Source organism: Pseudomonas sp. 20-5 (assembly GCF_056782835.1).
Map to the genome: position 1 here is coordinate 166,326 of NZ_CM165584.1, position 23,050 is coordinate 189,375.

At 67.5% G+C, this 23,050-nt stretch carries 19 protein-coding genes; 17 read left to right on the forward strand and 2 right to left on the reverse strand.

Features of this window, described 5'->3' with window-relative positions; translation table 11 throughout:
- Positions 1-29: 29 nt before the first annotated feature.
- The 15 genes from AC1RB9_RS00770 to AC1RB9_RS00840 all read left to right on the forward strand — a co-directional run bounded on the left by AC1RB9_RS00770 (position 30) and on the right by AC1RB9_RS00840 (position 18,806).
- Positions 30-992, forward strand: coding sequence for an isopenicillin N synthase family dioxygenase (locus AC1RB9_RS00770; protein WP_003112640.1), 963 nt, complete (start codon positions 30-32; stop codon positions 990-992).
- Positions 993-1,096: 104 nt separating this feature from the next.
- Positions 1,097-2,047 carry an adenosine deaminase gene (locus AC1RB9_RS00775; RefSeq protein WP_003112641.1) on the forward strand — a complete coding sequence of 317 codons (951 nt, stop codon included), beginning with the start codon at positions 1,097-1,099 and terminating at the stop codon, positions 2,045-2,047.
- Between the two features lie 196 nt (positions 2,048-2,243).
- Complete coding sequence (locus tag AC1RB9_RS00780) at positions 2,244-2,789, forward strand: RNA polymerase sigma factor (RefSeq protein WP_003112642.1); 546 nt, start codon at positions 2,244-2,246, stop codon at positions 2,787-2,789.
- Positions 2,786-3,781 (forward strand): FecR family protein, encoded by a 996-nt coding sequence (locus AC1RB9_RS00785; protein ID WP_023085740.1) that lies wholly within the window; start codon positions 2,786-2,788, stop codon positions 3,779-3,781. The genes AC1RB9_RS00780 and AC1RB9_RS00785 overlap by 4 nt, the downstream gene beginning before the upstream one ends.
- A gap of 147 nt (positions 3,782-3,928) precedes the next feature.
- Positions 3,929-6,316 carry a TonB-dependent siderophore receptor gene (locus tag AC1RB9_RS00790; RefSeq protein WP_003162962.1) on the forward strand — a complete coding sequence of 796 codons (2,388 nt, stop codon included), beginning with the start codon at positions 3,929-3,931 and terminating at the stop codon, positions 6,314-6,316.
- Positions 6,317-6,588: 272 nt separating this feature from the next.
- On the forward strand, positions 6,589-7,506 hold the full coding sequence (pcaQ, locus tag AC1RB9_RS00795) for a pca operon transcription factor PcaQ (protein ID WP_003162961.1): 918 nt from the start codon (positions 6,589-6,591) through the stop codon (positions 7,504-7,506).
- A 134-nt stretch (positions 7,507-7,640) separates the two neighbouring features.
- A complete protein-coding gene (gene pcaH / locus AC1RB9_RS00800) occupies positions 7,641-8,360 on the forward strand; it encodes a protocatechuate 3,4-dioxygenase subunit beta (RefSeq protein ID WP_003102187.1) in 720 nt (239 codons plus the stop codon).
- A 10-nt stretch (positions 8,361-8,370) separates the two neighbouring features.
- Entirely contained in the window at positions 8,371-8,976 is a 606-nt protein-coding gene (pcaG, locus tag AC1RB9_RS00805) for a protocatechuate 3,4-dioxygenase subunit alpha (protein ID WP_003162960.1), read from the forward strand.
- A gap of 215 nt (positions 8,977-9,191) precedes the next feature.
- Positions 9,192-10,031 carry an IclR family transcriptional regulator domain-containing protein gene (locus AC1RB9_RS00810; protein WP_003083866.1) on the forward strand — a complete coding sequence of 280 codons (840 nt, stop codon included), beginning with the start codon at positions 9,192-9,194 and terminating at the stop codon, positions 10,029-10,031.
- Positions 10,032-10,183: 152 nt separating this feature from the next.
- Positions 10,184-11,335 carry a triclosan efflux RND transporter adaptor protein TriA gene (gene triA / locus AC1RB9_RS00815; protein WP_003118583.1) on the forward strand — a complete coding sequence of 384 codons (1,152 nt, stop codon included), beginning with the start codon at positions 10,184-10,186 and terminating at the stop codon, positions 11,333-11,335.
- Entirely contained in the window at positions 11,332-12,402 is a 1,071-nt protein-coding gene (gene triB, locus AC1RB9_RS00820; protein ID WP_003083872.1) for a triclosan efflux RND transporter adaptor protein TriB, read from the forward strand. The genes triA and triB overlap by 4 nt, the downstream gene beginning before the upstream one ends.
- On the forward strand, positions 12,399-15,446 hold the full coding sequence (gene triC, locus AC1RB9_RS00825; RefSeq protein WP_316122882.1) for a triclosan efflux RND transporter permease subunit TriC: 3,048 nt from the start codon (positions 12,399-12,401) through the stop codon (positions 15,444-15,446). The genes triB and triC overlap by 4 nt, the downstream gene beginning before the upstream one ends.
- Positions 15,447-15,644: 198 nt before the next feature.
- Positions 15,645-16,583 (forward strand): LysR family transcriptional regulator, encoded by a 939-nt coding sequence (locus tag AC1RB9_RS00830; protein WP_003121631.1) that lies wholly within the window; start codon positions 15,645-15,647, stop codon positions 16,581-16,583.
- Positions 16,584-16,698: 115 nt separating this feature from the next.
- Complete coding sequence (locus tag AC1RB9_RS00835) at positions 16,699-16,884, forward strand: hypothetical protein (RefSeq protein ID WP_003083879.1); 186 nt, start codon at positions 16,699-16,701, stop codon at positions 16,882-16,884.
- Positions 16,885-17,471: 587 nt separating this feature from the next.
- Positions 17,472-18,806 (forward strand): OprD family porin, encoded by a 1,335-nt coding sequence (locus AC1RB9_RS00840; RefSeq protein ID WP_003102204.1) that lies wholly within the window; start codon positions 17,472-17,474, stop codon positions 18,804-18,806.
- 28 nt (positions 18,807-18,834) lie between these two features.
- Here AC1RB9_RS00840 and AC1RB9_RS00845 read toward each other — a convergent pair whose 3' ends face one another.
- Positions 18,835-19,632 carry an AraC family transcriptional regulator gene (locus AC1RB9_RS00845; RefSeq protein WP_003083886.1) on the reverse strand — a complete coding sequence of 266 codons (798 nt, stop codon included), beginning with the start codon at positions 19,630-19,632 and terminating at the stop codon, positions 18,835-18,837.
- Positions 19,633-19,709: 77 nt separating this feature from the next.
- Between AC1RB9_RS00845 and AC1RB9_RS00850 the strand changes: the two genes are divergently transcribed.
- Positions 19,710-21,326 (forward strand): gamma-glutamyltransferase family protein, encoded by a 1,617-nt coding sequence (locus AC1RB9_RS00850; RefSeq protein WP_003162958.1) that lies wholly within the window; start codon positions 19,710-19,712, stop codon positions 21,324-21,326.
- Positions 21,327-21,671: 345 nt separating this feature from the next.
- Here AC1RB9_RS00850 and AC1RB9_RS00855 read toward each other — a convergent pair whose 3' ends face one another.
- Entirely contained in the window at positions 21,672-21,929 is a 258-nt protein-coding gene (locus tag AC1RB9_RS00855) for a hypothetical protein (RefSeq protein WP_109233049.1), read from the reverse strand.
- Positions 21,930-21,997: 68 nt separating this feature from the next.
- Between AC1RB9_RS00855 and AC1RB9_RS00860 the strand changes: the two genes are divergently transcribed.
- Positions 21,998-22,834 (forward strand): outer membrane protein OmpK, encoded by an 837-nt coding sequence (locus tag AC1RB9_RS00860; RefSeq protein ID WP_003083898.1) that lies wholly within the window; start codon positions 21,998-22,000, stop codon positions 22,832-22,834.
- Positions 22,835-23,050 lie beyond the last annotated feature (216 nt).

Below are 23,050 nucleotides of genomic sequence, written 5' to 3' on the forward strand. Positions count from 1 at the left end.
CCGTACAGGACCCATCGAGGAGAGCGCGATTGGACCGTCTACCCATCATCGACATCGCCCCGCTCTACGGCGCCGACCGTGGCGCCTGGAACGACGTGGCGCGGCGGATCGACCAGGCCTGCCGCGAGTGGGGCTTCTTCTACATCGCCGGACACCCGTTGCCGGCCGCGCGCTTCGAAGCCCTGCTGGCGGCGGCGCGGGAGTTCTTCGCGCTGCCCGTCGAAGAGAAGCTGAAGATCGATATCACCCGTAGCCGCAATCATCGCGGCTATGGCGCGATCGCCACCGAGCAGCTCGACCCGGCGTTGCCCAGCGACTTCAAGGAGACCTTCGACATGGCCCTGCACCTGCCGGCGGAGCATCCCGACGTGCGCGCCGGCAAATCCTTCTACGGGCCCAACCGACACCCCGACCTGCCCGGCTGGGAGGCCCTGCTGGAAGGACACTATGCCGACATGCTGGCGCTGGCCCGTACCGTGCTGCGCGCCCTGGCCATCGCCCTGGGGATCGAGGAGGACTTCTTCGATCGCCGCTTCGAGCAGCCGGTCAGCGTGTTCCGCCTGATCCACTATCCGCCGGCCTCGGCCCGGCAGAGCGCCGACCAGCCCGGCGCCGGCGCGCACACCGACTACGGCTGCGTGACCCTGCTCTACCAGGACGCCGCCGGTGGCCTGCAAGTGCAGAACCGCCAGGGCGAATGGATCGACGCGCCGCCCATCGACGGCACCTTCGTGGTCAACATCGGCGACATGATGGCGCGCTGGAGCAACGACCGTTACCGCTCGACCCCGCACCGGGTGATCAGCCCGCGCGGGGTGCACCGCTACTCCATGCCGTTCTTCGCCGAACCGCACATGGACACCGAGATCCGCTGCCTGCCGGGCTGCTTCGACGCGGACAACCCGCCGAAGTATCCGCCGACCACCTGTGGCGATTGGCTGACCTCGCGCTTCGCGCAGACCTATGCCTATCGGCGCGGCGAAACGGCCTGAGCCGCCCGTCGCGCGCGGGAGCGGCTCGTGGGTTTGCCGCGGGCCTGACTCCCGGGACAGGTTAAACTTGCCGGCCAAGACCAGCCTGATCGAGAACCCACCCCATGTACGAATGGCTCAACGCCTTGCCCAAGGCCGAACTGCACCTGCACCTGGAAGGTACCCTGGAGCCGGAGCTGCTGTTCGCCCTCGCCGAGCGCAACCGCATCGCCCTGCCCTGGAACGACGTCGAGACCCTGCGCAAGGCCTACGCCTTCAACAACCTGCAGGAATTCCTCGACCTCTACTACGCCGGTGCCGACGTGCTGCGCACCGAGCAGGACTTCTACGACCTGACCTGGGCCTACCTGCAGAAGTGCAAGGCGCAGAACGTCGTCCACGTCGAGCCGTTCTTCGACCCGCAGACCCACACCGATCGCGGCATTCCCTTCGAGGTGGTGCTCGCCGGCATCCGCGCCGCGCTACGGGACGGCGAGAAGCTGCTGGGCATCCGCCATGGGCTGATCCTCAGCTTCCTCCGCCACCTCAGCGAGGAACAGGCGCAGAAAACCCTCGACCAGGCGCTGCCGTTCCGCGACGCCTTCATCGCCGTCGGCCTCGACAGCTCGGAAGTAGGGCATCCGCCGAGCAAGTTCCAGCGGGTCTTCGACCGGGCCCGCAGCGAAGGCTTCCTCACCGTCGCCCATGCCGGCGAGGAGGGGCCGCCCGAGTACATATGGGAAGCCCTCGACCTGCTCAAGGTCGAGCGCATCGACCACGGCGTACGCGCCTTCGAGGACGAGCGGCTGATGCGGCGGCTGATCGACGAACAGATCCCGCTGACCGTCTGCCCGCTGTCCAACACCAAGCTCTGCGTGTTCGACGACATGAGCCAGCACACCATCCTCGACATGCTCGAACGCGGCGTGAAGGTGACGGTGAACTCCGATGACCCGGCCTACTTCGGCGGCTATGTCACCGAGAACTTCCATGCCTTGCAGCAGAGCCTGGGAATGACCGAGGAGCAGGCCAGGCGCCTGGCGCAGAACAGCCTGGATGCGCGCCTGGTGAAGTGAGGGGCGGCGTGCCGGGTAGCCCGGCGCGCGACCCGCAAGGCGTTTCGTCGTCGCCGGCTTCTCGGTATTGATGATAAGCATTATCATTTGCGGGCCTGCTCAGCATTCCCATGGCGCCGCCCCGGCGCCGGCTTTCGTGCAGCCGTCCTCACCGATGCCCGACCGCGACCTACCTCCCGGCCCGCGCCCGGATGCCTTGCCGGCAGACGGCGAGGCGGCGCGCCGCGCGGATCTGCTCAAGGCCTTCCTGGCCCAGCGCCAGCGCATGGAAAGCCTGGTCAGCCGCTGGGTCGGCTGCCGAGCGACCGCCGCCGACCTGGTCCAGGAGCTGTTCCTGCGCTTCTGGCGGCGCCCGGCCGCCCCGGTGGAGGAGCTTGGCAGCTACCTCCTGCGCAGCGCGCGCAACCTGGCCATCGACCACTTGCGTGGCGAAGGATCGCGGCAACGGCAACTGGACGACTGGCTGCCGGAGCAGCGCCAGGGCGAGCCGGTCGGTCCCGAGCAGGCGCTCGAGGCCGGCGACCAGTGGCGCCGGGTCGAGGCCGCCTTGCGCGGCCTGCCCGAGCGCACCCGGCGGATTTTCCTGCTCAATCGCATCCACGGCCGCACCTACGCGGAGATCGCCCAGGCCATGCAGCTTTCCCAAAGCGCCGTGGAAAAACATATGATGCGCGCCCTCGACGCCTGCAAGGCGAGCCTGGCCGGCCCGGCCGGCGAGCAGGCAAGGAGCGCCCAGCCATGACCCGACCCGATAGCGACGCCGCGCCCTACGAGCCCGTCCTCGAGCAGACCGCACAGGCCTGGCTGGTGCGCCTGCGCGGTACGCCGGATGCGGCGACCCGGCGGGCCTTCGAGGACTGGCTGGCGCAGCGGCCGGCGCATGCCGAGGCCTATGCCCGCGCCGAGGCGCTCTGGCGCCTGACGGAAATACCGGCGAGCCGCCTGGCCATCGAAGAGGCCGATGCCCTGGAAGCCTACCTGCGGCCGCGCCGAGCGTCGCGCAACCCGCGGCGCTGGGCCTACCCGCTGGCCAGCGTCGCCTGCCTGCTGGCGATGCTCTGGCTGGGCGGCTGGTGGCAGCCCGGCGACTGGCTGCAGGACTGGCGTGCCGACTATGTCGCCGCGCCGGGACAGGTCGCCGAATGGAAGCTGGCCGATGGCTCCTACCTGAGCCTGGACGCCGGCAGCGCGGTGCGCGTGCGTATCGACGGCGGCCAGCGGCGGGTCGAACTGCTGCGCGGCGCCGCGGCGTTGCGGGTGAAGCGCGACACGCTGCCATTCGTGGTCGAGGCCGGCGAAGGCCGGGCGCGGGTGCTGGGCACCGAGTTCGAGGTCCGTCGCGGCGCCGGGGCGACCCGCGTCACCGTGTTGCAAGGGCGGGTCGCGGTGAGCGCCGGCACCGGTGCGGGCGCCGCCGAGGAAGTGCTGGGCGCCGGCCAGCAGGTCGGCTTCGCCGACGGCAAGCTGGGCCGGCCCGTGGCCATCGACGCCGCCGCCGCGCTGGCCTGGCGCCAGGGTTGGCTGAGCTTCTACCGGCGGCCGCTGGCGGAAGTGCTCGACGAACTCGCTCGCTACTACCCCGGACGCATTCTCCTGCTCGACGACGCGCTCGGTCGCCAGCCGGTCAGCGGCAGCTTCCGCAGCGATGATCCCGAAGCCGCGCTGAAGTCGCTGCAGGCGGTGCTCGGCTATCGCCAGCAGATCCTGTTCGGACGCCTGGTGGTGATTCGCTGACGGTGGCCCCGGTCCGTTTGGCCGCAGGAATCTTTCCCGGCGAAGAATTTTTTTGCCCTGCGGGGTGAGGTAAATCCGGCGCCGCTTCGTGTAGTGCTCATGACCGCGATTGATTCGCATTAGAAAAGCGACCGACACGAGCAACCCATGACCCCGTTCCCGCGCTTCGCCCTGCGTACTCTCCCCGCCCTGTTCCTCAGCCTCGGCTGTCTCGCCGCCACCGTGCAGGCCGCCGAGGCGGTTCGCTACCGCTTCAGCCAGGCTGCCGCGCCGCTGGCCCAGGCGCTCAACGCGTTCAGCCGGGCCAGCGGGCAGACGCTGCTCTACACCGCCGAGCTGCCGCCGCAGGCGACCGCTCCGGCATTGCACGGTTCGCTGGACGCGGAGGAGGCGCTGCAACGCCTGCTGCAGGGCAGCGGCCTGCGCGCGCGGCGGATCGACGAGCGCACCCTGACCCTGGAACCGATCCCCGCCAGCGGCGCGCTCGTCCTCGATGCCACGACGGTCTCCGCCGCCGCCCCGGCGCAGGGCTACCGGCCGGCGGCCAACGCCTCGATCAGCCGCGGCGATGCGCCGCTACTGGAAATCCCCCAGGCGATCAGCGTGGTCCCGGCACAGGCGCTGCAGGACCAGCGCCCGCGCAACCTTGACGACGCGCTGGGCAACATCAGCGGCATCACCCAGGCCAACACCCTCGGCGGTACCCAGGACGCGGTGATGAAGCGCGGCTTCGGCGACAACCGCGACGGCTCGATCATGCGCGACGGCATGCCCTCGGTGCAGGGCCGCAATTTCACCGCCACCGCCGACCACGTCGAGGTGCTGAAGGGGCCAGCATCCCTGCTCTATGGCATCCAGGACCCGGGCGGGGTGGTCAACGTGGTGAGCAAGAAGCCACAACTGCAACAAGCCAACGCCCTGACCCTGCGTGGCTCGGCCTACGCCCACGGGCGCAACGGCAGCGGCGGCCAGCTCGACTCCACCGGCCCGCTGGGCGACAGCGGACTGGCCTACCGGATGATCCTCGATCATGAGGACGAGGATTACTGGCGCGACTTCGGCAAGAGTCGCGAGACGCTGGTGGCGCCCTCGCTGGCCTGGTACGGCGAGGACACGACGGTCAACCTGAGCTACGAGCACCGCGAGTTCACCACGCCGTTCGACCGTGGCACGGCCATCGATCCGCGTACCAACCGCCCGCTGGACATCCCGCGCAGCCGGCGCCTGGACGAGCCCTTCAACATCACCGAGGGCCGTTCCGAGCTGACCCGCCTGGATCTCGAACGGCAGCTCGACGACACCTGGAAGGCCCACTTCGGCTACGGCTACAGTCGCGAGACCTACGACGACAACCAGGCCCGGGTGATGGCCGTGAATGCCGACGGCACCCTGACCCGGCGCATGGACGGCACCCACGGCGCGGTCAGCAGCGACAGCTTCGCCACCCTCGGCCTGAGCGGAACGCTGCAACTGGCCGGGATGCAACATGACCTGCAATTCGGCATGGACCACGAGAAGCGCAAGATCTTCCGCGCCGACCTGCTGCGCGACAGCAAGACCAGCCGCTTCGACTACCTCGACCCGGTCTATGGCCAGGTGGTGCCGTCGACCCGGGTGGTCGCCGGCGACAGCGACCAGACCGACAAGCTGCGCAGCGACTCGCTGTACTTCCAGGACTCGATCCACCTGGACGAACGCTGGATCCTGGTCGGCGGCGCGCGCTACCAGATCTACGACCAGCTCGCCGGGCGCGGCCGGCCGTTCAACGCCAACACCGATATCAACGGGCAGAAATGGGTGCCGCGCGGCGGCCTGGTCTACCGCCTGAGCGACGAGGTTTCGCTGTACGGCAGCTACACGCGCTCGTTCAAGCCGAACTCGACCATCGCCCCGCTGAGCACCGGCGAGACCATCGATTCGGCGATCCTGCCGGAGGAGGCGACCTCCTGGGAGCTGGGCGCCAAGCTGGATGTGCCGGGGCGTCTCAGCGGCACCCTGGCGCTGTTCGACATCCGCAAGAAGAACGTGCTGGTCAACGAACTCGACGGTGCCGGCAACAGCAGCGTGCGCGCCGCCGGCCGGGTCCGCTCGCGCGGCCTGGAGCTGGACCTCACCGGCCAGCTCAGCGAACGCTGGAGCCTGATCGGCAGCTACGCCTGGCTCGCCGCGGAAGTCACCGAGGACCCGACCCTGGAGGGCAAGCGCCTGCAGAACGTGGCGCGCAACACCGCGTCGCTGTCGGCGGTCTACGAACTCGGCCAGCTCTTCGGCGGCGACCGCCTGCGCCTGGGCGGCGGCGCGCGCTACGTCGGCAAGCGCCCGGGCGACCCGGCCAATTCCTTCGACCTGCCGTCTTACACCGTGGCCGATGCCTTTGCCAGCTACGACACCCGCTTCGGCGGACACGGTGTGAAGTTCCAGCTCAACGTGAAGAACCTGTTTGACCGCACCTACTACCCGTCCAGTGCCAATCGCCTGTACGTGGCGATGGGCGAGCCTCGGCAGTTCCAGCTGTCGACGACGGTGGAGTTCTGAGTCGGCGCTCGTTCCTGGCGGGGTTCCTGGCGTCCTCCTGGACGATGGGAGGCCTCTCCCGCCCTCTGGCCAAGCAGGGAGAAGGGCTGCCGCGGTGCTGCCCGGCGCAGGATCGGTGAATCGTTCCGTTCGACGATGCTCCATCCAGTGCCTTCTCCCTTCAGGGAGAGGGACGCGGAGCAGCGCCAGGGCGCGATCTCATCGCACTCCACCTCGTCCCCAACCTGCCCGTTGGGTACCATGCCCGCACCACTCGCCGCCACGGCCACCCCATGAACCTCGACAACCGCATCAAGTTCCGCCACCTCGCCTGCTTCCTCGAAGTCGCCCGCCAGCGCAGCTTCGCCAAGGCGGCGGACGCCGTGGCGGTGTCGCAGCCGGCGATCTCCAAGACCCTCAAGGAACTGGAGGAAATCCTCGGCGCGCGCCTGTTCGAACGGAGCAAGGCCGGCGCCGAGCTGACCGAGGCGGGCGTGACCTTCCTGCGCTATGCCGGCCCCTGCGTGCAGGCCCTGCGCGACGGAGTGAACACCCTGCGCGGTCACGAGGCGCAGGTCGAGACGGTGCGGGTCGGCGTGCTGTCGACGGTGGAGAGCCTGGTGGTGCCCGAGGTGATCCGGCGCCTGCACCGGCGCCACGGTACGCTGGTGGTCAGCGTCGCCACCGGCCCCAGCGCCTACCTGCTGGCGCAACTGAAGGTCGGCGAGCTGGACCTGGTGGTCGGGCGGATGACCGATAGCCCGGACATCCAGGGCCTGACCTTCGAGCACCTGTACAGCGAGTCGATGATGCTGGTGGTGCGTCCCGGCCACCCCTTGCTCGCCGCGCCCCTCGGCGACCTGCAGCGGCTGGCCGAATTCCCACTGGTGCTGCCGCTGGCCGGCACCACCATCCGCCGCCACGCCGACAGCCTGTTCGTGCAATGGGGCATCCCGCTCGCCGGACAGCGCCTGGAAACCCTCTCGCCGACCCTCAGCCGCAGCTATGTGTTGCGCAGCGAGGCGATCTGGGTGGCGCCGCGCGATGCCGTGCGCCTGGACGTCGGCAACGGCGAGCTGGCCGAGCTGGACCTGGGTATCCGCGAACCGGGCGGTTCGGTCGGGCTGTGCCACAACGCGGCCTTGCCGTTGCCGCTGGGGGCGCAATGGTTCAGCGCGGTGTTGCGCGAGGTGGCCGCCGAGTTGCACTGATAAAGCATAACCAAATGGTTATGTATAGGGCCGGATAATTCACTGTCCCCGTCCCGCCTCCTGCGCAAGACTTCGTTTTCCATGCCTGAATCCACAAGCCTGGCGACCGATAACGCGAATAACAGGAGCCCGACATGCACGACGCCGAAAGCCGTCGTTTCGTCATCCGTGACCGAAACTGGCACCCCAAAGCCCTGACCCCCGACTACAAGACCTCCGTGCCGCGCTCGCCGAGCCAGGCACTGGTGAGCATCCCGCAATCGCTCTCGGAAACCAGCGGGCCGGACTTCTCCCACCTCAGGCTCGGCCGCCACGACAACGACCTGCTGCTCAACTTCGACCACGGCGGCCTGCCCCAGGGCGAGCGCATCATCATGTTCGGCCGGGTCTTCGACCAGTACGGCAAGCCGGTCCCGCACACCCTGGTGGAGATGTGGCAGGCCAACGCCGGCGGGCGCTACCGGCACAAGAACGACCGCTACCTGGCGCCGCTCGACCCGAACTTCGGCGGCGTCGGCCGGACCCTCACCGACAGCGAGGGCCACTATTACTTCCGCACCATCAAGCCCGGGCCCTATCCCTGGCGCAACGGCCCCAACGACTGGCGTCCGGCGCACATCCACGTGTCCGTCAGCGGCCCGGCGATCGCCGCGCGGCTGGTCACCCAGATGTACTTCGAGGGCGACCCACTGATCCCCAAGTGCCCGATCATCCGCACTCTTGCCGACCCGGAGGCGGCGCAGAGCCTGATCGGCCGGCTCGACATGAGCATGGCCAACCCGATGGATTGCCTGGCCTACCGCTTCGACATCGTCCTGCGCGGGCAGCGCAAGACCTTCTTCGAGAACGCCTGAGGAGCCGACCATGAGCCACGAACTGCTGCGGGAAACCCCTTCCCAGACCGCCGGTCCCTATGTCCACATCGGCCTGGCGCTGGCCGCCGCCGGCAACCCGACCCGTGACCTGGAGATCTGGAACCGCATGGCCCGCGAAGACGCGCCGGGCCAGCACATCCTCCTGCTCGGCCACGTCTACGACGGCAACGGCCACCTGGTGCGCGACTCGTTCCTGGAGTTCTGGCAGGCCGACAGCGAAGGCCGCTACCAGGAGCGCTACGATCCGGAGCGACCGTTCAACAGCTTCGGCCGCACCGCCACCACCTTCGATGCCGGCGAGTGGACCCTGCACACGGTCAAGCCGGGGGTGGTGCGTAACGCCCAGGGCGTGCCGATGGCGCCGCACATCAACGTCTTGCTGTTCGCCCGCGGCATCAACATCCACTTGCAGACCCGGCTGTACTTCGATGACGAGGCCGAGGCCAACGCCGCCTGTCCGGTGCTCAACCTGATCGAGCAGGCGCCGCGTCGCGACACCCTGCTCGCGCGGCGCTGCGAAGTGGACGGACAGCTCGCCTACCGTTTCGACATCCGCATCCAGGGCGACAACGAGACGGTGTTCTTCGACTTCTAGGCGCATCGATCGCGCGGGACGCGCGGGAAGGAAGGGCGCCCTTGCCGGAGCGGCAAGGGCGTACCCAGAACCCGCCGATGGGTACCTGACATTACTCCCGGAGGGCGATGGGTAGCCCCGACAGTACTACAGTCGGAGGCGCTCCGGTCAATTGCGATGATCGAACGAGTGTCCGATAATCGGCGAGCCTTTCCGTGACCCGAGCCCGAACGTCCATGAGCGAACTCCCGGAACACCCCGCCACCCTGGCGCCGCCGACCGTCCTTTCGCCAGCCAAGCGCATCGAGGCCTTCACCGGCGATCCCAACTTCATGACCTCGCTGGCCCGTGGCCTGGCGGTGATCCATGCGTTCCAGGAGCGCAAGCGGCACCTGACCATCGCCCAGATCAGCCACCGCACCGAGATACCCCGCGCCGCCGTGCGTCGCTGCCTGCACACGCTGATGCAGCTTGGCTACGCCACCACCGACGGGCGCACCTACTCGCTGTTGCCGAAGGTGCTCACCCTCGGCCACGCCTACCTGTCGTCGACGCCGCTGGCGATCACTGCGCAGCCGATCCTCGACCGCCTCAGCGAACAGCTCCACGAAGCCTGTTCGATGGCCACCCTGGAGGGCGACGACGTGCTCTACATCGCCCGTTCGGCCACTCCCCAGCGGCTGATTTCGGTGGACCTCAACGTCGGCAGCCGGCTGCCCGCCTATTGCACCTCGATGGGCCGCATCCTCCTCGCCGCGCTGGACGACGACGCGCTGCACGCCTACTTCGGCGGAGTGGAGATGCAGGCCAAGACCAGCCGTACCCTGTATACCCCCGAGACCCTGCTGCCGTGCCTGGTGGAGATTCGTCGCCAGGGCTGGTGCATCGTCGACCAGGAGCTGGAAGTCGGCCTGCGCTCGCTGGCGGTGCCGGTACGCGACTCCGCCGGCCATGTGCTCGCCGCGCTGAACGTCGGCACCCATGCCGGGCGGGTCTCCCGCGCCGAACTGGAAAGCCGTTTCCTGCCGTTGCTGCTGGAGGCCAGCCGCGAGCTGAGCGCGCGCCTGTTCACCTGACGCCGGAGGCGATCCCCTCCACAAGTTTGGAAAAGGAACCCCCGCTTCCATCTGATAGTCGCAATCCTTGGGGACGCGGCTAGAATCCCTGCCAATTCTGGGAGTTTCCGGCCGGATCGGCCGGTATCTGTATGGATCGCGAAGGGGAAGGCATGTCAGACGCCAGAGGCGCTTTTCATTCCAAAGGTCGCTGGTCGCGGATGGCGCTGCCCGCCATCCTGTGCGCCGGCCTGCTTGTCGGTTGCGGCGCCGAGCCGCCCGCCGAGGAACACGTCCGTGTGCTGGCGCAGACGGTGAAGATGGCCGAGTTCGCCTCGGCCACCTCGATCACCGGCGACATCCAGGCACGGGTACAGGCCGACCAGTCGTTCCGTGTCGGCGGCAAGATCGTCGAGCGCCTGGTCGATGTCGGCGACCACGTCGCGGCTGGCCAGGTGCTGGCGCGGCTCGACCCGCAGGACCAGCGCAGCAACGTGGAGAACGCCCAGGCGGCGGTCGCCGCGCAGCAGGCGCAGTCGAAGCTCGCCGACCTCAACTACCAGCGGCAGAAGGCGCTGCTGCCCAAGGGCTACACCAGCCAGAGCGAGTACGACCAGGCGCTGGCCTCGGTGCGCAGCGCGCAGAGTTCGCTGAAGGCCGCCCAGGCGCAGTTGGCCAACGCCCGCGACCTGCTTTCCTATACCGAGCTGCGTGCCTCCGACGCCGGGGTCATCACTGCCCGCCAGGCCGAGGTCGGCCAGGTGGTGCAGGCCACCGTGCCGATCTTCACTCTGGCCCGCGACGGCGAGCGCGACGCGGTGTTCAACGTCTACGAGTCGTTGTTCAGCCACGATGTCGACGGCCAGCGGATCACCGTCAGCCTGCTCGGCAAGCCGGAAGTCACCGCCAGCGGCAAGGTCCGCGAGATCACCCCGACGGTGGACGAGCGCAGCGGTACGCTGAAGGTCAAGGTCGGCCTAGACTCGGTGCCGGCGGAAATGAGCCTCGGCAGCGTGGTCAACGCCAGCGTCGCCGCGCCGGCCGAGCACAGCGTGGTGCTGCCCTGGTCGGCGCTGTCCAAGGTCGGCGAGCAGCCGGCGGTCTGGTTGCTCGACCAGCAAGGCAAGGCGCGTCTGCAACCGGTGCGGGTGGCACGCTACGCCAGCGAGAAGGTGGTCATCGACGGTGGCCTGGAGGCGGGCCAGACGGTGGTCACGGTGGGCGGTCAACTGCTCCATCCGGGCCAGGTGGTCGAGGTGGCCCAGCCGCCGCAGCCGACCCAGAGCACCGCCAGCCGCGACGCCGTGGGCGGAGGCCAGCCATGAAGCCGTTTTCCCTCGCCGGCCTGTTCGGCTTCGCCCTGCTCCTCTCCGGCTGCGGCGACGAGCCGCCGCCGGCACCGCCGCGGCCGGTGCTGACGGTGACCGTGAAGACCCTGAAGAACGACGACCTCGGTCGCTTCGCCGGGAGCATCCAGGCGCGCTACGAGAGCGTGCTCGGCTTCCGCACCAACGGACGGATCGCCTCGCGCCTGTTCGACGTCGGTGACTTCGTCGGCAAGGGCGCGCTGCTGGCGACCCTCGACCCCACCGACCAGCAGAACCAGTTGCGCGCCAGCCAGGGCGACCTGGCCAGCGCCGAGGCACAGTTGATCGACGCCCAGGCCAATGCCCGGCGCCAGGAAGAACTGTTCGCCCGCAGCGTCACCGCCCAGGCGCGCCTGGACGATGCGCGGACCCGCCTGAAGACCAGCCAGGCCAGCTTCGACCAGGCCAAAGCGGCGGTGCAGCAGGCCAGGGACCAGCTTTCCTACACGCGCCTGGTGACCGATTTCGACGGCGTCATCACCACCTGGCACGCCGAGGCCGGGCAAGTGGTCAGCGCCGGCCAGGCGGTGGTCACCCTGGCCCGGCCCGAAGTGCGCGAGGCAGTCTTCGACCTGCCCACCGAGGTCGCCGAGAGCCTGCCGGCCGACGCGCGCTTCCTGGTCAGCGCCCAGCTCGACCCGCAGGCCAGGACCACCGGCAGCATCCGCGAGCTGGGTCCGCAGGCCGACGCCTCGACCCGCACCCGTCGCGTGCGCCTGAGCCTGGCGCAGACGCCGGAGGCGTTTCGCCTCGGTTCGACCATCCAGGTCCAGCTGAGCAGCGCCGGTAGCGTGCGCAGCGTGCTGCCGGCCAGCGTGCTGCTGGAGCGCGACGGCAAGACCCAGGTCTGGGTCGTCGATGGGAAACAGTCCAGCGTGGCCCTGCGCGAGGTACAGGTGCTCAGCCGCGACGAACGCCAGGTGGTGATCGGACAGGGCCTGGCCGACGGCGACCGGGTGGTCCGCGCCGGAGTCAACAGCCTCAAGCCCGGCCAGAAGATCAAACTCGACGAGGATGCGCGATGAAGGGCGGTTTCAACCTGTCGGACTGGGCCCTGCGCCACCAGTCCCTGGTCTGGTACCTGATGGCGGTATCGCTGGTGATGGGCGTGTTCTCCTACCTCAACCTGGGGCGCGAGGAGGATCCCTCGTTCGCCATCAAGACCATGGTCATCCAGACCCGCTGGCCGGGCGCCACGGTGGACGACACCCTGGAGCAGGTCACCGACCGCATCGAGAAGAAGCTCGAGGAGCTGGACTCGCTGGATTACGTGAAGAGCTACACGCGACCCGGCGAATCGACGGTCTTCGTCTACCTCAAGGACACCACCAAGGCCGGCGACATCCCGGATATCTGGTACCAGGTGCGCAAGAAGATATCCGACATCCAGGGCGAATTCCCCCAGGGCATCCAGGGACCGGGTTTCAACGACGAGTTCGGCGACGTGTTCGGCAGCGTCTACGCCTTCACCGCCGATGGCCTGGACTTCCGCCAGCTGCGCGACTACGTGGAGAAGGTGCGCCTGGACATCCGCTCGGTGAAAGACCTGGGCAAGGTGCAGATGATCGGTGCGCAGAACGAGGTCATCTACCTCAACTTCTCTACCCGCAAGCTGGCCGCCCTCGGTCTCGACCAGCGCCAGGTCGTGCAGAGCCTGCAGGCGCAGAACGCGGTGACCCCGTCCGGCGTGGTCGAGGCCGGCCCCGAGCGCATCTCGGTGCGCACCTCCGGCAACTTCCGTTCGGAAAAGGACCTGCAGGCGGTCAACCTGCGGGTCAACGATCGTTTCTACCGGCTGTCCGACCTGGCCAGCATCAGCCGCGATTTCGTCGACCCGCCGACCTCGCTGTTCCGCTACAAGGGCGAGCCGGCCATCGGCCTGGCGGTGGCGATGAAGGAGGGCGGCAATATCCTCGAGTTCGGCGAGGCGCTCAATGCGCGCATGCAGGAGATCACCGGCGAACTGCCGGTTGGCGTCGGCGTGCACCAGGTGTCGAACCAGGCCCAGGTGGTGAAGAAGGCGGTCGGCGGTTTCACCCGGGCGCTGTTCGAGGCGGTGGTGATCGTCCTCATCGTCAGCTTCGTCAGCCTCGGCCTGCGCGCCGGGCTGGTGGTGGCCTGCTCGATCCCGCTGGTGCTGGCGATGGTCTTCGTGTTCATGGAATACACCGACATCACCATGCAGCGGGTTTCCCTCGGCGCGCTGATCATCGCCCTCGGCCTGCTGGTGGACGATGCCATGATCACCGTGGAGATGATGATCACGCGCCTCGAACTGGGCGACTCGCTACACGACTCGGCGACCTACGCCTACACCTCGACGGCCTTCCCGATGCTCACCGGGACCCTGGTGACGGTGGCCGGCTTCGTACCCATCGGGCTCAACGCCAGCTCCGCCGGCGAGTACACCTTCACCCTGTTCGCAGTGATCGCCGTGGCCCTGCTGCTGTCGTGGATCGTCGCGGTGCTGTTCGCCCCGGTGATCGCCGTGCACATCCTGCCGAAGACTCTCAAGCACAAGTCGGAGCAGAAGAAGGGCCGCATCGCCGAGCGTTTCGACAGCCTGCTGCACCTGGCGATGCGCCGGCGCTGGACGACCATCTTCCTCACCGCGCTGCTGTTCGGCGTGTCGCTGTTCCTGATGAAGTTCGTCCAGCACCAGTTCTTCCCGTCTTCCGACCGTCCGGAACTGCTGGTCGACCTCAACCTGCCGCAGAACAGCAGCATCCACGAGACCAGGGCGGTGATGGACCGCCTGGAAGCGACGCTGAAGGACGACGAGGACATCGACCACTGGAGCGCCTACGTCGGCGAAGGCGCGATCCGCTTCTACCTGCCGCTGGACCAGCAGTTGCAGAACAACTTCTATGGCCAGCTGGTGATCGTCACCAAGGACCTGGAGGCCCGCGAGCGCGTCGCCGCACGCCTGCGCGATCGCTTGCGCAAGGACTACGTCGGCATCAGCACCTACGTGCAGCCGCTGGAGATGGGGCCGCCGGTGGGACGGCCGATCCAGTACCGGGTCAGCGGACCGCAGATCGACAAGGTCCGCGAGTACGCCATGGGCCTGGCCGGCGTGCTCGACGGCAACCCGAACATCGGCGATATCGTCTACGACTGGAACGAGCCCGGGAAGATGCTCAAGATCGACATCGCCCAGGACAAGGCGCGCCAGCTCGGGCTTTCCTCCGAGGACGTGGCGCAGATCATGAACAGCGTGGTGACCGGCAGCGCGGTGACCCAGGTGCGCGACGACATCTACCTGGTGAACGTCATCGGCCGCGCCGAGGATAGCGAGCGCGGCTCGCTGGAGACCCTGGAGAGCCTGCAGATCGTCACGCCCAGCGGCACCTCGATCCCGCTCAAGGCGTTCGCCAAGGTCAGCTACGAGCTGGAGCAGCCGCTGGTGTGGCGCCGCGACCGCAAGCCGACGATCACGGTGAAGGCGTCGCTGCGCGGCGAGATCCAGCCCACCGACCTGGTCGCCCGGCTGGCGCCGGAGGTCAAGCGCTTCGCCGACGGCCTGCCGGCGAACTACCGGATCGAAGTGGGCGGCACGGTGGAGGAGAGCGGCAAGGCCGAGGGCCCGATCGCCAAGGTGGTGCCGCTGATGCTGTTCCTCATGGCGACCTTCCTGATGATCCAGTTGCAGAGCGTGCAGACGCTGTTCCTGGTGGCCAGCGTCGCGCCGCTGGGGCTGATCGGGGTGGTCGCGGCGTTGCTGCCGACCGGCACGCCGATGGGCTTCGTGGCGATCCTCGGGATTCTCGCGCTGATCGGCATCATCATCCGCAACTCGGTGATCCTGGTGACCCAGATCGATGCCTTCGAGAAAGACGGCAAGACGCCCTGGGAAGCCGTGCTGGAAGCCACCCACCACCGCACCCGGCCGATCCTGCTGACGGCGGCGGCGGCCAGCCTGGGGATGATCCCCATCGCCCGCGAAGTGTTCTGGGGGCCGATGGCCTATGCGATGATCGGCGGCATCGTCGCCGCCACGTTGCTCACGCTGATCTTCCTGCCGGCGCTGTACGTCGCCTGGTACCGGATTCCGGAACCGGGACGCTGAGCGCGGCGTAAGGGGAAGGGGGCGCCGCCGTAGCAGAGTCTGTGCGGGGGGAAGGAGAGCGGACGGCGGGTGGGCCATCCGCCCCGACGCCGGGCAGGGTATGCCCGGCGTTGCTACGGCGACGGCGGCCAGTATAGGCAGCCCGGCGTCAGGGAAAATCCGACCAATTTACGAATCTGTTTTGCAACCGAGGTAATAGTGGACACATTGCAAGGCATGCGCGTGTTCGCCAGGGTGGTGGACAGCGGCAGCTTCACTTCCGCCGCCCAGGCCCTGGACCTGTCCACCGCGCAGGTATCGCGGCTGATCTCCGACCTGGAGGCGCACCTGCAGACGCGCCTGCTGCACCGCACCACCCGGCGCCTGGCCCTGACCGAGGCCGGCGAGCGCTACCTGGAGCGGTGCCGCGGGATCCTCGAGGACATCGAGGTCGCCGAGGCCGAAGCCGCCGGCGCGCACATCCGCCCCTGCGGCCGCTTGCGCGTGCAGTCGCTGATGGGCATGGGCCAGCATCACCTGGTGCCGATGATCGCCCGCTACGGCGCACTGTTCCCCGACGTGGTGATCGAGCTGACCCTGTCCCAGCGCAACCCGGACATGCTCGAGGAAGGCCAGGATGTGCTGATCACCGGCGAGCGCCAGTTGCCCGACTCGGAGTTCGTCGCCCAGCGCCTGGGCAGCATCCACAGCGTGCTCTGCGCCAGTCCCGGCTACCTGCAGCAGCACGGCGTGCCACGCTCGGTGGACGACCTGGAGCGCCACGTCTGCCTGCGCCTGCAGGACCCGGCCTACCCGGAGGGCTGGATTTTCGCCGACGAGCAGGGCGAGCGCACCGTCAGCCCGCAGAACACCTTCATGGTCAATGTCGCCGAGGTCATGGCCCAGGCGGCCAAGGCCGACCTCGGCATCGCCCTGCTGCCCAGCTACGTGGCGGCCGCGGCGCTGCGCAACGGCGAGCTGCTACGGGTGTTGCCCGGCCATGCCATGCACCAGCGGACCATCTATGCGCTGTATCCCTCGCGGCGTTACCTGGACGCGAAGATCCGCACCTGGGTCGATCTGTTGCAACAGGAACTTCCCCAGGCATTCGCCCGCGACGAAACTACCATGCAAAGTTCAAGTTACTGGGCACAGTGAAGGATTGTTGTTATTGAGGTAATACTCTCTCGTCTGTTTGGCTATTTTTCCGAGCATGGCGGTTAACTAATATGGCGCCTGTCCCAAGTGAACAGGGTGTCATCGGAGACCCGCCATGAATCGTCAGATCCTTGCTGCCGCCATACTCAGTTTGTTTTCCCTCGCATTTTCCCAGGCCGGTTTCGCCGAAGAGTCTTCGCTGATGACCAACCGCATGGTCGACGCCAACCAGCAGGCCATCGAGCACCAGCAGGAACTTTCCGCCTCCGCCGCGCAGGCCGGGGCCCGCAGCGACTCCTGATCTAGCGCATGGCGCCAGCCGCGCCATGGCTTCCCCCGGGTACTCGGGAAGCGTGAGCCTGGGTACCCTGTCCTTGCGCCGCATATGATATGCGGCGTTTTTTTTTGCCTTCCTGACCGTTCGGACAATTCTTGCAGAATATGTAAAAGACTTTCGTTGGATATCGGGTTTTTCCGATAGTGGCAAAAAAATATAATCGCGCCAGCTCAATGGATAATTGTCGCTGGCTGTCGACGATATTCGTTCTGTCTTCATCGATCTCGCCATGCAAGAGCGGGACGTGGAAAGCCTAAAGCCCGATGAGTCGAAGAGACTTTCAATAGAAGAGTCCGACTGCGTTCCAGCCGGTTTCCAGTGTCCGGAAATACACTGGCAAGACTTCCCGACGCCGAACTTTGATTGCTCCTATTCGACGTCTTCTCAAGGCCGCTGATACCAGCGGCCTTTTTTTTCGGGTTGCGCCCGGCTGGGCGCCCCATGGGAGCGATCGCCCGCGCGACGCCAGCAGAAGCGTCGCCGGGAACGACACCACAACACGCTTTCCGGCCTTGCCGGATTTCACCACGCTGTAAGAAGGAGCAACCGCAATGAGGAATCTGTTCGCCTTGACGCCGATGGCGCTGGCGCTGTGCACCGCGTCCGCCGCCTGGGCCGATGAGGGGGAAGCCAAAGAAGGCTTCATCGAAGGCTCCAGCCTCCAATTGCTGACCCGCAACTACTACTTCAACCATGACCGCCGGCACGCTTCCGGGCACGACAGCAAGGAATGGGCGCAAGGCTTCATCGCCACCTTTCAGTCCGGCTACACGCCCGGCGTGGTCGGCTTCGGCGTCGACGCCTACGGCATGCTCGGGCTGAAGCTCGACGGCGGCGGCGGTACCGGCGGCACCAGCATCCTGCCGATCACCGCGCCGAGCAAGGAAGGCTACGAATCCGGCAAGGCGCCCGATGAGTTCTCCAGTGGCGGGGCGGCGCTGAAGATCCGCGCCTTCGACACCGAGCTGAAGCTGGGCGACCAGTTCCTCAGCAACCCGGTGGTCGCCGGCGGCGAGTCGCGCATGCTGCCGCAGACCTTCCGCGGTGTGAGCCTGACCAACAACAGTTTCGAGGACCTGACCCTCACGGCTGGCCAGGTCAGTTTCACCAAGTACTACAACCAGAGTGGCCACCGTCGCCTCGGCTCGTACTACGGCGAACTGCCGGGCGACCGCGACAGCCATCATCTCAGCTGGCTGGGCGGCACCTGGGGCGGCATCGAGGGCTTCACCAGCAGCCTGTACGCCGCCGAACTGCAGAACGTCTGGAAGCAGTACTACGCCGACGTCGACTACACCTACGAGATCGACGACAACTGGTCGCTGAACCCCGGCGCGCACTACTACAAGACCGTCGACAGCGGCGACTCGTTGCTCGGCCGGATCGACAACAACACCTACAGCCTGCATTTCGCGGTCGGCTACAGGCAGCACACCGTCACCGCGGTGCTGCAGAAGGTCAACGGCAATACGCCGTTCGACTACATCAACCAGGGCGACAGCATCTTCCTCGACAACTCGCAGCAGTATTCCGACTTCAACGGTCCCAACGAGAAGTCCTGGAAGCTGCAATACGACTACGACTTCGTCGCCCTCGGCCTACCCGGCCTGAGCGCCTCGGCCTCGTACTCGCGCGGCAAGCTGGACCTGACCCGGGTCGATCCGGACAGCCCCGGCTACGGCGGCTGGTACAGCGCCGACGGCAAGAACGCCAAGCACTGGGAACGCGACCTCGACCTGCAGTACGTGGTCCAGGGCGGTCCGGCCAAGGACCTCTCGCTACGCCTGCGCTGGGCCACCCACCGCGGCACCGGCGGCTACAGCGCGGTGGACAACGACATCGACGAATACCGGGTGATCGTCGACTATCCCATCGACGTCTTCTGAGCCCCGCGCGCTGGGCCCTTCGCCGGGCTCAGCGCTGGCGGAACAGTTCGCCGGGAGTGAAGCCGAAGAGTCCCTTGAAGGCGGCGATATAGGCCGAGGTCGAGTCGTAGCCGCTGTCCAGGGCGGCGCCGGTGACGCTGTCGCCGGCCTCCAGCGCGTTGAGCGAGGCGAGCAGGCGCTGGCGTTGGCGCCAGAGCCGGTAGTTCATCCCGGTCTCGCGCTGGAACAGGCGCGACAGGGTCTTTTCCGAGGTGCCCAGGCGCTGCGCCCAGTCGCCCATGGTCAGGCTCTGGGTCGGTTCGTCGATCAGTGCCTGGCACAGCCGCAGCAGGCGCGGCTCGCGCGGCATCGGCAGGGAGAAGGCGACCTCCGGCAGCAGCCGCAACTGGTCCAGCAGCACCTGCACCAGCCGCGATTCGGCGCTGTCGCCCTCCGGGTAGTCCACCGGCAACTCGCAGAAACTCTTGATCAGCTCGCGCGCCAGCGGCGTCACCTCCAGCACCCGGCAACGCGTCGGCGCCCAGGCGCAGGCGTCGCCACGGATGTACAGGCTGCGCATCTCGGCGCGGGTGGAGGTGACCACCTCGTGTTCCAGCTGCGCCGGAATCCAGATCGCCCGCTGCGGCGGGGCGAAGAAGCTGCCCTCGGCGGTATGTACGCCGAGCACGCCGCTGATGGCGTAGGAAAGCTGTACCCAGGCGTGCCGGTGGCGCGAGGTCCAGGAGCCGGCGCGCAGGCTTTCGGCGCGCGCGTAGACCGGCCGTGGCAGGCGGGCGAGGGTGGGAATCGGGCGGTGCAGTTCCGCAGGCTGTCCGTTCATCGTCATGACTTGGCGTCGTGTCGCTAGTCGGCAGAGTCTGGCAGGGCTAACCTGCCGCCTCAAGTTTCCCGGAGCCCACGCCGATGCTCGACTTCTCCGCCCACGCGCTTCCCTACGCCTCGCAACGTTCGCCGGTCCATGCCCGCCGCGGCATGGTCGCCACCTCGCAGCCGCAGGCGGCGCAGGTCGGGCTGGAGATATTGCGCCGTGGCGGCAATGCCATCGACGCGGCGATCGCCACCGCCGCCGCGCTGACGGTGGTCGAGCCGACCGGCTGCGGGATTGGCGGCGATGCCTTCGCCCTGGTCTGGACCCGCGGACGCCTGCACGGCCTGGACGCCAGCGGGCGCGCGCCGGGCCTGCTCGATCGCGAGCGGGTGCGCGCCGCCGGCCACGAGCGGATGCCGCTGTACGGCTGGACGCCGGTCACCGTGCCGGGCTGTCCGGCGGCCTGGGGCGAACTGTCGCGGCGCTTCGGCAAATTGCCGTTCGAACAACTGCTGCGGCCGGCGATCGAGCTGGCTCGCGATGGCTTTCCGGTCTCGCCGGTGATCGCCCGCCTGTGGCAGAGCGGCCTGGACAAGTTCCGCGCGGCGTTGCCGCAGCGGCCCGAGCTGCGGGCCTGGTTCGACGAGTTCCTCATCGACGGCCGGGCGCCGCGCGCCGGCGAGGTGTTCCGCCAGCCGGGCCAGGCCGACACCCTGGACGAGCTGGCGCGCAGCCAGTGCGAAAGCTTCTATCGCGGCGAGCTGGCCAGGGCCATCGTCGGCCACGCCGAGCGCAGCGGCGGCTACCTGCGCGCGGAGGACCTGGCCGGCTACCAGGCGAAGTGGGTCGAACCGATCTCGCTGAACTACCGTGGCTATGACGTCTGGGAGATTCCGCCGAGCGGCCAGGGCCTGATCGCCCTGATGACCCTGAACATCCTCAAGGGCTTCGAATTCAGCGAGCGCGACTGCGCGCGGACCTGGCATCGCCAACTGGAGGCGATGAAGCTGGCGTACGTCGACGGGCTGCACTACATCAGCCAGCCGCAGTCGATGCGGGTCTCGGTCGAGGAACTGCTGCACGAGGACTACGCCGCCAGCCGCCGTGCGCTGATCGGCGAGCGCGCGCTCGATCCCAGCCCCGGCCAGCCGAGGCCGGGCGGCACGGTGTACCTGGCCTGTGGCGACGAGGAGGGCAACCTGGTCTCGTTCATCCAGAGCAACTACCACGGCTTCGGCTCCGGCGTGGTGGTGCCCGGCACCGGCATCGCCTTGCAGAACCGCGGCGCCGAGTTCAGCCTCGATCCGGACCACGTGAATTGCCTGGAGCCGGGCAAGCAGACCTTCCACACCATCATTCCCGGTTTCCTCAGCAAGGACGGCGTGCCGCTCGGCCCGTTCGGCGTGATGGGCGCCTATATGCAGCCGCAGGGCCACGTGCAGATGGTGATGAACCTGGTGGACTTCGGCCTCAACCCCCAGGCTGCCCTCGACGCGCCGCGCTGGCAGTGGCTGGGCGGGCTGCGCGTCGGCATCGAACATGCCGCGCCGCGCGCGCTGGCGGCGGAGCTGGCGCAGCGTGGGCACCAGGTGGAGATCGCCTACGACTCGACCAGCTACGGGCGCGGCCAGATCGTCCTGCGCGACCCGGCCAGCGGCGTGCTCTGTGGCGGCACCGAGCCGCGCACCGATTCGCAGATCGCGGTGTGGTGAGGGGACCCATGTGGGTGAGGCGGGGAGACCTGTCCGGCGGATAATGCCCAAGGCGTATCCGCCCTGCGGATGACGAAGCAAGAAGACCCGGCAGGCATAGGCTGCCAGGCGACCCGTACTCGAGCGCGCTCCGCTACGCAACATCGAGAGCGCCTTCTGGATGTCATGCCACCGGAGTCTCCCAGGCCCTGGCGAATTTACGTCCGGGCGTCCTGAAACCCGACGAAAAACCCCATTCGGGGATGAATTCCGCCCGCCGTCTCTGGCATCATCCGCGCCGCTTCTCGCCCGAACGCCGGGGCGGTGATGTGTAGAAATACCACGCAGTGTTTTGTGTACAAAATCCTACTGATTCTTTTTGTCACAAAACGCTTTTGTGTATCCAGTTTTCTTCGCGCTGCCATCCCAAAGTCGAGCACGCCCCTCCCGACCACGCACCAGCGCAAGGCAGAAACTGTCCTTGGGGTCAGGTTTTTGCCGTCGTAGAGAGGTTGGAGGCATTTCGCCGCCTTTGTCCAGAACACTGAAAAAACAGGCGTTACCTTCGCCGTTGGAAACCCGGCGAAGCGCCCGCGCCGTCTTGGCTTCGTTCTTGCTATCCATGGCGAGGCCTGACCGCTCGGACAGGTTCGCCCACTAGAAAAAAAGCTATTCACTCCAGGAGCGTTTCAATGAGCCGCACACTCGCCACCGTGATGCTAGCCGGGGGGCTGCTGGCCGCAGGCCAGGCTGTCGCCGAAGACCATGACATGACGCCGACCCACGAGACCGACTCGGGGCCGCTGCTCTGGCACAACGAGAGCCTGACCTACCTCTACGGCAAGAACTTCAAGATCAACCCGCCGATCCAGCAGACCTTCACCCTGGAACATGCCAGCGGCTGGACCTGGGGCGACCTGTTCATCTTCTTCGACCAGATCAACTACAACGGCAAGGAAGACGCCAGCAACGGCAAGAACACCTACTACGGCGAGATCACTCCGCGCCTGAGCTTCGGCAAGCTCACCGGAGCGGACCTCTCCTTCGGCCCGGTGAAGGACGTGCTGCTGGCCGGCACTTACGAGTTCGGCGAAGGCGACACCGAGGCCTACCTGCTCGGCCCGGGCTTCGACCTGGCGATCCCCGGCTTCGACTACTTCCAGCTCAACTTCTACTACCGCAAGCCCGACGGCAACCGCGTGCGCGCCGGCGCCTGGCAGATCACCCCGGTGTGGTCCTACACCATTCCGGTGGGTAACTCCGACATCCTCATCGACGGCTACATGGACTGGGTGATCAACAACAAGAGCGCCAGCACCAGCCGCCGCAACCAGAGCGACTACCACGCCAACCTGCACTTCAACCCACAGGTCAAGTACGACCTGGGCAAGGCCCTCGGCTACGAGGCGAAGCACCTGTACGTGGGCCTGGAGTACGACTACTGGTCCGACAAGTACGGCGTGAAGGACTCGCAGTACTTCACCACCGACCAGAACACCGCCAGCTTCCTGGTCAAGTACCACTTCTGAGTCCGTCGCGCGGGGCTGCCGGCCGGGCCCCGCCAGCGCGCCCCGTCATTGCGCGCCGTGCATCGGCACGGTGCGCGACGGTCGGCTCCGTGATCCTTGCGTTTGCCTCCCGTTGTCCGCTCGACCCACGCCGGGCGCGCCTTGCAGCCTGAGCGGCAGGAATAAGCTGATCACCTGGACAGCTTTTTGCAGAAGCCGTGCATCCTCCTCCTGTCC

What these genes read in the sequence shown, in the direction of transcription:
- triC (WP_316122882.1), top strand. Translation starts at nt 12,399, where the DNA reads ATGAAGGGCGGTTTCAACCTGTCGGACTGGGCCCTGCGCCACCAGTCC.
- AC1RB9_RS00845 (WP_003083886.1), bottom strand. Translation starts at nt 19,632, where the DNA reads ATGACGATGAACGGACAGCCTGCGGAACTGCACCGCCCGATTCCCACC.
- AC1RB9_RS00840 (WP_003102204.1), top strand. Translation starts at nt 17,472, where the DNA reads ATGAGGAATCTGTTCGCCTTGACGCCGATGGCGCTGGCGCTGTGCACC.
- AC1RB9_RS00810 (WP_003083866.1), top strand. Translation starts at nt 9,192, where the DNA reads ATGAGCGAACTCCCGGAACACCCCGCCACCCTGGCGCCGCCGACCGTC.
- pcaQ (WP_003162961.1), top strand. Translation starts at nt 6,589, where the DNA reads ATGAACCTCGACAACCGCATCAAGTTCCGCCACCTCGCCTGCTTCCTC.
- AC1RB9_RS00835 (WP_003083879.1), top strand. Translation starts at nt 16,699, where the DNA reads ATGAATCGTCAGATCCTTGCTGCCGCCATACTCAGTTTGTTTTCCCTC.
- AC1RB9_RS00790 (WP_003162962.1), top strand. Translation starts at nt 3,929, where the DNA reads ATGACCCCGTTCCCGCGCTTCGCCCTGCGTACTCTCCCCGCCCTGTTC.
- AC1RB9_RS00850 (WP_003162958.1), top strand. Translation starts at nt 19,710, where the DNA reads ATGCTCGACTTCTCCGCCCACGCGCTTCCCTACGCCTCGCAACGTTCG.
- triB (WP_003083872.1), top strand. Translation starts at nt 11,332, where the DNA reads ATGAAGCCGTTTTCCCTCGCCGGCCTGTTCGGCTTCGCCCTGCTCCTC.
- AC1RB9_RS00860 (WP_003083898.1), top strand. Translation starts at nt 21,998, where the DNA reads ATGAGCCGCACACTCGCCACCGTGATGCTAGCCGGGGGGCTGCTGGCC.
- pcaG (WP_003162960.1), top strand. Translation starts at nt 8,371, where the DNA reads ATGAGCCACGAACTGCTGCGGGAAACCCCTTCCCAGACCGCCGGTCCC.
- AC1RB9_RS00855 (WP_109233049.1), bottom strand. Translation starts at nt 21,929, where the DNA reads ATGGATAGCAAGAACGAAGCCAAGACGGCGCGGGCGCTTCGCCGGGTT.
- AC1RB9_RS00785 (WP_023085740.1), top strand. Translation starts at nt 2,786, where the DNA reads ATGACCCGACCCGATAGCGACGCCGCGCCCTACGAGCCCGTCCTCGAG.
- pcaH (WP_003102187.1), top strand. Translation starts at nt 7,641, where the DNA reads ATGCACGACGCCGAAAGCCGTCGTTTCGTCATCCGTGACCGAAACTGG.
- triA (WP_003118583.1), top strand. Translation starts at nt 10,184, where the DNA reads ATGTCAGACGCCAGAGGCGCTTTTCATTCCAAAGGTCGCTGGTCGCGG.
- AC1RB9_RS00775 (WP_003112641.1), top strand. Translation starts at nt 1,097, where the DNA reads ATGTACGAATGGCTCAACGCCTTGCCCAAGGCCGAACTGCACCTGCAC.